At 38.9% G+C, this 6,489-nt stretch carries 10 protein-coding genes; 8 read left to right on the top strand and 2 right to left on the bottom strand.

Annotation, left to right across the window (positions count from 1 at the left end):
- Positions 1 to 75 precede the first annotated feature (75 nt).
- The 8 genes from ACPEH5_RS11165 to xni all read left to right on the top strand — a co-directional run bounded on the left by ACPEH5_RS11165 (position 76) and on the right by xni (position 4,925).
- Positions 76 to 435, top strand: coding sequence for a phage protein NinX family protein (locus ACPEH5_RS11165; RefSeq protein ID WP_281110784.1), 360 nt, complete (start codon positions 76 to 78; stop codon positions 433 to 435).
- A complete protein-coding gene (locus ACPEH5_RS11160) occupies positions 432 to 650 on the top strand; it encodes a hypothetical protein (protein ID WP_048606402.1) in 219 nt (72 codons plus the stop codon). Before ACPEH5_RS11165 ends, ACPEH5_RS11160 begins: the two co-directional genes overlap by 4 nt.
- A complete protein-coding gene (locus ACPEH5_RS11155) occupies positions 640 to 1,185 on the top strand; it encodes a phage N-6-adenine-methyltransferase (protein ID WP_281110783.1) in 546 nt (181 codons plus the stop codon). Before ACPEH5_RS11160 ends, ACPEH5_RS11155 begins: the two co-directional genes overlap by 11 nt.
- 7 nt (positions 1,186 to 1,192) lie before the next feature.
- Positions 1,193 to 1,411, top strand: coding sequence for a hypothetical protein (locus ACPEH5_RS11150; RefSeq protein ID WP_144139786.1), 219 nt, complete (start codon positions 1,193 to 1,195; stop codon positions 1,409 to 1,411).
- Positions 1,404 to 1,670, top strand: a complete 267-nt coding sequence (locus tag ACPEH5_RS11145; RefSeq protein ID WP_281110782.1) for an excisionase — start codon at positions 1,404 to 1,406, stop codon at positions 1,668 to 1,670. The genes ACPEH5_RS11150 and ACPEH5_RS11145 overlap by 8 nt, the downstream gene beginning before the upstream one ends.
- Complete coding sequence (locus ACPEH5_RS11140; RefSeq protein ID WP_281110781.1) at positions 1,627 to 2,691, top strand: site-specific integrase; 1,065 nt, start codon at positions 1,627 to 1,629, stop codon at positions 2,689 to 2,691. The genes ACPEH5_RS11145 and ACPEH5_RS11140 overlap by 44 nt, the downstream gene beginning before the upstream one ends.
- A gap of 65 nt (positions 2,692 to 2,756) precedes the next feature.
- Positions 2,757 to 4,124: a nucleotide 5'-monophosphate nucleosidase PpnN gene (ppnN, locus tag ACPEH5_RS11135; protein WP_042848998.1), complete on the top strand. Its 1,368-nt coding sequence runs from the start codon at positions 2,757 to 2,759 to the stop codon at positions 4,122 to 4,124.
- Positions 4,125 to 4,169: 45 nt separating this feature from the next.
- The gene (xni, locus tag ACPEH5_RS11130) at positions 4,170 to 4,925 is read left to right on the top strand and encodes a flap endonuclease Xni (RefSeq protein ID WP_042848999.1); all 756 of its coding nucleotides are present in this window, start codon (positions 4,170 to 4,172) and stop codon (positions 4,923 to 4,925) included.
- 50 nt (positions 4,926 to 4,975) lie between these two features.
- On the opposite strand, the gene rlmM is transcribed toward xni, so the two are convergent.
- Positions 4,976 to 6,079 (bottom strand): 23S rRNA (cytidine(2498)-2'-O)-methyltransferase RlmM, encoded by a 1,104-nt coding sequence (gene rlmM, locus ACPEH5_RS11125; RefSeq protein WP_129466378.1) that lies wholly within the window; start codon positions 6,077 to 6,079, stop codon positions 4,976 to 4,978.
- A complete protein-coding gene (locus ACPEH5_RS11120) occupies positions 6,072 to 6,467 on the bottom strand; it encodes a DUF423 domain-containing protein (RefSeq protein ID WP_042849001.1) in 396 nt (131 codons plus the stop codon). Before ACPEH5_RS11120 ends, rlmM begins: the two co-directional genes overlap by 8 nt.
- Positions 6,468 to 6,489 lie beyond the last annotated feature (22 nt).

Raw genomic sequence — 6,489 nt, 5'->3', positions numbered from 1 at the left:
TAGCCCTTATTACGACAGTACGTGCATCAGAATATCAATTAACAAATATGTTGATATTAAATTCGAGGTAAAGCAATGAATAAATACACCGAACTATCTGACTTCGAGATTAACAGGCTAATAGCAGAAATGGATGCTAAGAATAGGTATGTTTATTTCGAAAAAGAACAAACTATTTTTAGAAAGTTTAATAATGGACAAACGCAAAAGTTTAATCCGTGTAATTATCCAGCCGATGCAATGCCGATTATTATTGAGAATAATATTTCAATAACTTTGAGCGATGACAAAGGCGAAGGGAGGTGGATGGCGTTTGATGGTGATTGGTATGATGAATACTCCCTATCTCGAACATCAGTATCATATGGTGATAATTATTATCGAATTGCCATGATTTGTTTTCTATTAATGAAGGATGCGGAGAATAATCAATGAAACAAGTTCAAGCAATGACGACGTTAGTATTAATTGATGGTGTTACTTATCAAATAGCATTACCAAAACAATATGTTTTACTGCAAACAAAGCAAGCATTGATGTTTGCTCAAGAGTTCGGTGGTTTAATTATTCCATGTGAATTTACTAGTATAAAGCCAATGGAAGCGGATGGATTACCTTTTAATATAAGTGATAGCAAGGATGAAAGCTGACTACGGAGGTAGCCACACACCAAAGGAATTGCGTGATAGATGGCAAACTCCCCTACCTTTATTTACAGCATTGGACGCTGAATTCGGTTTCTATTTAGATGCCGCAGCCGATAAAAATAACCATCTTTGTGCTCATTACCTCACTGAAAATGACGACTCGCTAAATTGCGATTGGGAAAGTTACGGAGCCATATTCTGCAATCCCCCGTACAGTGAAATTCAGCCATGGATTAATAAAGCCGCCGAACAATGTAAAAAGCAATTACAGCCTGTCGTGATGTTAATTCCGTCTGATACTTCTGTCGGTTGGTTTAATTCTGCACTGGAAACAGTTGATGAGGTTAGATTAATTACAGGAGGAAGAATTTCATTTATTAACGCTGGAACAAATAAGCCAGTTAACGGAAATAATAAAGGCTCAATGCTTTTAATATGGCGTCCGTATGTCAAACCACGAAAGATAATTAGCACTGTCGATAGAGATGAATTAATGAATATCGGCAATCAAATATTAAATGAATGGAAAATAGCATAGGTGGTATATGACACCGCAGGAAATGGAGAATGGACGCAGAAAGATCGCTAAGGATTGCTTAAAAGAGCTACATGACTTGAGCGAGAAAACAGACCCAAACATAACTACCGTACTAGATAAATACACGCCACAGTTCAGTCCGCTTAATGATAAAAAACACTTCCCACCAAAGATGGTATTAGGTCATTTAGTTCGTCAAATAGAAAAGGAAATGAATTATGGTTAGACACTTTACTGTAAGAGAGTTCGCCAGCAAACATCGAAGAAGTGACGAAACAGTTAGGCGTTGGATAAGCGCAGGGAAAATATATCCAGCACCAACATTTGACGGGTATCAATATTTAATACACCCATCCGCACAAAAGATAACAAATTACGAAAAATTAAATTCAACCACTTCATTAAATAATAACTGCAAACTGTTAAAAAGGATTGAAACAGATGGCAAGAAACAGAAATCCCAAAAACGCACATTTACCACCTAATCTATATTGCCGTAAAGGTTACTATAGTTACAGAAATCCTGAGACTGGCATTGAATATGGCGTAGGCAGAAATAAAACCGAAGCAATAAACGAAGCCATCTCTGCTAATTTATTCATATATGGTAAAAAGGAAACATTAAAAGATAAAATATCTAGCGATATCGCAGTTAAATTTCATGATTGGATTGATAGGTTTAATAAAATAATTATTAATCGAGACTTAAAAAAGCGAACAATTGATGATTATCAAGGAAGATTGAAAAGAATAAAAAGCAGTTTTAACAATATTCCACTACATGAAATAAAAACAAAAGATATTGCCGATTACATAAATAATATTGTATCAGATGGAAATATAACCACAGCAAGATTAATGCGAAGCATTTTAAAGGATATGTTTAATGAGGCTATGTCTGATGGCGTTGTTGATTTTAATCCCGTAATAGCAACCAGAGTTCCACGGAATAAAATAGCCAGAACAAGATTATCAGAAAGTGATTACCTGCAAATATATCAATCAGCAATAGAACATTGCCAGCCTTGGGTTAGTATGAGTATGGACTTAGCCATTTTAACAGGTCAACGCTCAGGAGATATTAGGAAATTAAAATGGAATGATGTTCATGATGGTTTTTTATGGGTCGAGCAAGAGAAAACAGGAACCAAAATAGCCATACCACTTATCATTTCAAATAATATCGCCAATAAAACTTTGCAATCAGTGCTAGATAGATGCAAGCATGAATTGAACGGAAAGGAATCCGTGCTGGTTTCACAGAAGGGTGATATGCTGGCAGATAAAACTATTGGTAAGGCTTTTTCCTTAGCTAGGAGTAAAAGCGGTTTATCATGGGAAGGTTCTCCACCAACGTTCCACGAAATAAGAAGCCTTGCATCAAGAGTGTACGGCAACGAGAAATCAAATGAATTAGCAAACCAGCTTTTAGGTCATAAATCTATGGATATGACCCTAATGTATCAAGATGATAGAGGACTTGGTTGGAAAAAAATTGAAATTTGATATTGAATTTATTTCGAGTTATTTTGGAGGGCTAGTTGTAATATGCTGATTTATAAGGATAGAAAATGATTACTCATATCAGTCCATTAGGATCTATGGATCTACTATCTCAACTTGAAGTTGATATGCTAAAACGTACGGCCAGTAGCGATTTGTACCAATTATTTAGAAATTGCTCTTTAGCCGTTCTACACTCAGGCAGCCTTACTGATAGCAGTAAAGAGCTATTAGAAAAAAGCAAAGATTTTGATATCAATGTATTACGTCGTGAGCGCGGTGTTAAACTAGAACTTATAGACCCGCCAGAAAAAGCCTTTGTTGACGGTAAAATCATCCGTACATTGCAAGCAAACCTATTCTCAGTATTACGTGATATCCTGTTCGTTCATGCACAAATTACCTACGCAAAAGAACAATTCCATTTAGACCTTGAAAATGGAGCTCATATTACTAATATGATTTTCTCCATTTTGCGTAATGCCCGCGCATTACATATTGATGAAGACCCAAGCATGATTGTGTGCTGGGGCGGTCACTCCATTAATGAAATCGAATACCAGTATGGTCGTAAAGTTGGTAACGAACTTGGCTTACGTGAGCTCAATATTTGTACTGGCTGTGGGCCAGGAGCAATGGAAGCACCAATGAAAGGTGCTGCTGTAGGGCATGCTCAACAACAGTATAAAAATAGCCGTTTTATTGGTTTAACAGAGCCATCAATTATTGCCGCAGAGCCACCTAACCCACTGGTAAATGAGCTGATTATTATGCCTGACATTGAAAAACGCTTAGAAGCGTTTGTTCGATTAGGCCACGGCATTATTATTTTCCCTGGGGGAGTAGGAACTGCTGAAGAGCTACTTTACTTACTGGGTATCTTAATGGACCCAGCCAACAGCGAACAAGTTCTGCCGCTTATATTAACGGGTCCAAAAGAAAGTGCTGAATATTTTACCGTTTTAGATGATTTTATCCGTCATACCTTAGGTGAAGATGCCAGTAAGCATTACCAAATCATTATTGACGATGCCCAAGAAGTCGCCCGAGTAATGAAGCAAAGCATGCCAAAAGTTAAAGAGAACCGCCGTAGCACCGGTGATGCCTATAGCTTCAACTGGTCAATTAAAATTGCTCAAGATTTACAACACCCATTCGAACCAACGCATGAAAATATGGCTTCATTGAACCTTCATCCTGGTCAAGAACCTGAAAAACTGGCCTCTGATTTACGCCGCGCTTTCTCTGGGATTGTTGCTGGTAACGTAAAAGAGTTTGGTATGAAGGCAATAGAAAAGCACGGGCCATTTAAAATCCACGGTGATACCGAACTCATGAAACGAATGGATATTTTACTGCAAGGCTTCGTAGAACAGCACCGCATGAAGCTACCAGGTGGTACAGCTTATGAGCCTTGCTACGAAATTGTAAAATAAGTATGGTCTACAAGTAAGGATAAACATTTTAGGTATGGCGTATTTATGATCCATTTATTAATTATTGATGCACTAAACTTAATACGCCGCATCCATGCGGTGCAAGGAAGCCCGTGTGGTGAAACCTGCTTATCTGCCATATCCCAATTATTAAATCATACCGCTGCAACTCATATTGTGGCGGTATTTGATGAGGAAGGGCGGCATCAAAGTTGGCGTCATGAAAAACTACCCGATTACAAAGCGGGTCGACAGCCTATGCCTGAGGATTTACAAGCTGAACTACCAACTCTCATTGCTCTTTTCCAAGAAAAGGGGATACATTGCTGGCAATCTGAAGGAGATGAAGCAGATGATTTAGCGGCGACCTTAGCAACACGCATTGCTGGGTCGGGGCATACAGTTACCATCGTATCCACAGACAAAGGTTATTGCCAATTATTATCTCCGAATATTCGAATTCGTGATTATTTTCAAAAACGCTGGCTCGATGTTCCGTTTATTGAAAAGGAATTTGGTGTTACACCTGAGCAACTCCCTGATTACTGGGGGCTTGCCGGTATTAGCAGTAGTAAAGTGCCTGGGGTTGCAGGGATTGGCCCTAAAAGTGCAACGCAGCTTTTACAACAATATCATTCAATTGAAAATTTATTTGCTCATTTATCGGAACTAGAAGAAAAATGGCAAAAAAAGTTAGTCGATCAGCAGCAAATTGCATTGATTTGCCGTGATATTGCAACATTAAAAACAGATATAGCTTTGCAAGGTAATTTAAATCAACTACGTTACTACACTAAATAAACACACAAAAAAGGCCACACTTGGCGGCCTTTAGAATGGCAGTACACTAACTAGTAATATTCACGCGCCATTGGGTTGGCAGACCAAATTCTCATCACATGTACAGTGACTTCTTCTCGGTCATGATAAAGTTGCTTAGCTTGAATTAACACATTCACACCTTGCTCTTTTAGCTGTGTTTTCATCTTTTCCAGAATATGTGAAACTTCTTCATAACGCTTTTTCATTGGCAACTTGAGATTGAAAATAGCTTCCCGACACCAACCTTGTGCTAGCCAATCAGTCATCAGTGCAGCCACCTTCGCCGGTTTTTCAACCATATCACATACTAACCAAGTAATGTTTTGTGAACTTGGCTGAAACTTAAAACCATCAGCTCGGTGGTGTTTAACTTGCCCAGTATCCATTAAGCTTTCTGCCATTGGGCCATTATCTACGGCATGAACCATCATACTGCGCTTCACTAATTGGTATGTCCAACCTCCCGGACATGCCCCTAAATCAACTGCGTTCATACCGCTTGCTAACCGCTCTTCCCACTCTTCATACGGAATAAATACATGAAAAGCTTCTTCGAGTTTTAATGTTGAGCGACTTGGCGCATCTGATGGAAATTTTAATCGCGGGATACCCATATAAAAATTCGAACTGTTATTGGTATAGGAATACCCTGTATAACAGCAACCCGGAGCAATAAAAAATACATGGATCACTGGGCGCTTAAAATTTTCAAGAGGAAGTAAAATTTTCTCTTTACGTAATGCATTACGTAAAGGCACCGTAAACTTACGGCAGAACTTCATTAACTCTTTAGATTCATTCGTGTCTGCCACTTCAACACGAATATCACCCGCTCGAGCAACTTGCTGGCTCAGCGCGTTTATAATCGGGGTAATACGATCCTCTGGCGGCAGATCTTTTAGTAAATCCCCCACCACAATCATTTGGCGAGCAAAAATTAACTCTCGAAAAGGCAACGTCCGCGCGAGTGTATCTGCATCTTCTGCTTGGTAACACTCAAAAATAACATAACCACTATTTTCTTTTACCCGAGCAAAACCATAAATTTCTTTTTGCCCGGCTTTGTCTGTAATCTCTGCTGCACACTCTTTCTCAAAGCCTGGACGGCAATATAGTGCAATTTTATTACTCATTACGTGACGCCGATTTCCTTAGACGCATAGCGCCAATTACTACTAACAGCCAGCCAATCAGGAAACATACTCCCCCTATTGGCGTAAAATAAGAAAAGTATTTTACCTGCAATAGGGCCATACAATAAAGACTACCGCTAAAAAGAAGTATGCCAACTGAAAAAAATACCCCTGACCAGTAAAACCATAGAACCACTTTACGCAATAAAACTGCACCTAACACCATAAGCGCAACAGTATGTAACATCTGATAACGTAAGCCTGTTTCAATCCAGTCCATTTGGTGGACACTCATGATTGACGACAACGCATGAGAGCCTATAGCCCCAAAAGCAACAGTAAAGAAGCCACTAATCCCAGCAAAAATTAACATCAAACGACTATTCACAGTAACACCTTTTTATTTAACT

Source organism: Providencia sp. NPDC089933 (assembly GCF_049545585.1).
Lineage (GTDB): Bacteria > Pseudomonadota > Gammaproteobacteria > Enterobacterales > Enterobacteriaceae > Providencia > Providencia huashanensis.
Note: the sequence above shows the minus strand (reverse complement) of the source record. Positions and strands in the feature narration are given on the sequence as shown.

Coding starts and splice junctions, on each gene's coding strand:
- ACPEH5_RS11165 (WP_281110784.1), top strand. CDS start 76: ATGAATAAATACACCGAACTATCTGACTTCGAGATTAACAGGCTAATA.
- ACPEH5_RS11160 (WP_048606402.1), top strand. CDS start 432: ATGAAACAAGTTCAAGCAATGACGACGTTAGTATTAATTGATGGTGTT.
- ACPEH5_RS11155 (WP_281110783.1), top strand. CDS start 640: ATGAAAGCTGACTACGGAGGTAGCCACACACCAAAGGAATTGCGTGAT.
- ACPEH5_RS11150 (WP_144139786.1), top strand. CDS start 1,193: ATGACACCGCAGGAAATGGAGAATGGACGCAGAAAGATCGCTAAGGAT.
- ACPEH5_RS11145 (WP_281110782.1), top strand. CDS start 1,404: ATGGTTAGACACTTTACTGTAAGAGAGTTCGCCAGCAAACATCGAAGA.
- ACPEH5_RS11140 (WP_281110781.1), top strand. CDS start 1,627: ATGGCAAGAAACAGAAATCCCAAAAACGCACATTTACCACCTAATCTA.
- ppnN (WP_042848998.1), top strand. CDS start 2,757: ATGATTACTCATATCAGTCCATTAGGATCTATGGATCTACTATCTCAA.
- xni (WP_042848999.1), top strand. CDS start 4,170: ATGATCCATTTATTAATTATTGATGCACTAAACTTAATACGCCGCATC.
- rlmM (WP_129466378.1), bottom strand. CDS start 6,079: ATGAGTAATAAAATTGCACTATATTGCCGTCCAGGCTTTGAGAAAGAG.